The 1,596-nt window shown below is 52.8% G+C and carries 2 protein-coding genes; both read left to right on the forward strand.

Going from position 1 to position 1,596, the window contains the following annotated elements:
* Positions 1–1,056, forward strand: a 1,056-nt coding sequence (locus H8S44_RS16075; protein WP_186997565.1) for a DUF4368 domain-containing protein, incomplete at its 5' end; no start/stop codon positions are given.
* 26 nt (positions 1,057–1,082) lie between these two features.
* Positions 1,083–1,436: a TnpV protein gene (locus H8S44_RS16080; protein WP_117949861.1), complete on the forward strand. Its 354-nt coding sequence runs from the start codon at positions 1,083–1,085 to the stop codon at positions 1,434–1,436.
* Positions 1,437–1,596 lie beyond the last annotated feature (160 nt).

The raw sequence follows: 1,596 nt of genomic DNA on the forward strand, positions 1-1,596 counted from the left end.
ATCTTTGAGAATACCCATGAAGCCATTATCGACCAGCAGACCTTTGATTTGGCGCAGAAAATCCGCAGCAATGTACGGCGTTATCCAAACGGCTGGGGCGAAGCGGCTCCCCTCACAGGCTTGCTCTATTGTGCCGATTGCGGCGGCAAGATGTATGTCCACCGCACCAACAATGGCAAGCGGGTTTCTCAATATACCTGTTCCAATTATACCAAAGTTCCGTGTGGGACACTATGCCCTACACAACACCGTATCAATGAGAGTGCTGTCCTGACATTGGTTTCCGACACGCTCCGGGCTATCGCTGAATATTCGAGAAATGACCGGACGGAATTTATTCACACTGTTCAGGAGACGCAGGTTGCTCAACAGAGTGCCGATATATCGAAAAAGCGCAGGCGTCTGGCTGCTGCCCAAAAGAGAGCCGGAGAACTGGAAAAACTGATTTGCAAAATCTATGAGGACAACGCCCTCGGCAAGCTGCCGGATGCACGATATAAGGCGCTTGATGCACAGTATGCCAAAGAGCAGGATGCACTTGAGATTGAAATTGCAGAGCTGGAAAAGGCTGTTACCGGCTATGAGCAAAGCCAGAAATCAGCGGAGAAATTTATAGCCCTGATTGATAAGTACGAGAATTTTGACACGCTGACAAACACCATGCTCAACGAGTTTGTAGAGAAAATCCTTGTCCACGAACGCGCCCGAAAAGGCAGCCAGGACACTACGCAGGAGGTTGAAATCTACTTCAATTTTGTGGGCCGGTATATCCCGCCCGCCTTGCAGCCGGTTCCACTGACCCCGGAAGAACAAGAAGAACTGCGGAAGAAGGAGGAACGCAAGGACAGGCTTCACCAGAACTACTTACGCCGCAAGGCCAACGGCAAGCAGAAGGAATGGGAAAAACGCTACAACGCCAAACGCAAGGCCCAGGTGGAGGCAGCAAAGGCCACAATCCGGGCCGAGGACATGGAGAAGGGCATTTTTACCACCGTCAGCCAGTTACCCAGGCAGGAGCCGCGCAAGGCCACCGTATCGGCCAGTGCCACAGTTTAACCATTACAGTGCAAAGGAGAATGAACATGAGCGAATTGACTTACACCCGCTGCGGAGATTACTACATCCCTGATCTGAAACTTTCCGAGCAGCCGGAGGCCCCCATCGGCAAGTATGGCCGTATGCGGCAACGCTACCTGAAGGAACACCGGCCCGGCCTTTATAGCAGCTTGATTTTGAGCGAAAAGCTGTACCCGCACCTGTTGGAGATTGATCGGGCGGCGCGGGAGCGGATGGACGCCATGCTGCCCCGCATGATGGAGGCGGCGGGCGTCACCGAGGAACTGAAAGCCCGTGACCCCATGCGCTGGGTGGGGCTGATGAACACATTAACGGCACAGATTGAGGAAATTTTACTCAGGGAACTGATTTGCAGCTGAATGGGAGGTGTGGGAAATGCTGACCTTTGAAAAGGTTCTGGAAGTGTTTCAGGCATATCTGGATGATGACCCTCTGTATGAGGTGGTTCAGACCAGCCACGGTTATACATTGATGGCATGGGAACCCCACCGGAATGACTGGTATAGCGCCGAGATACAG

Origin of the sequence: Anaerosacchariphilus hominis, assembly GCF_014290175.1 — a bacterium.
Classification (GTDB): Bacteria; Bacillota; Clostridia; order Lachnospirales; family Lachnospiraceae; genus Laedolimicola; species Laedolimicola hominis.

What these genes read in the sequence shown, in the direction of transcription:
- H8S44_RS16080 (WP_117949861.1), top strand. Translation starts at nt 1,083, where the DNA reads ATGAGCGAATTGACTTACACCCGCTGCGGAGATTACTACATCCCTGAT.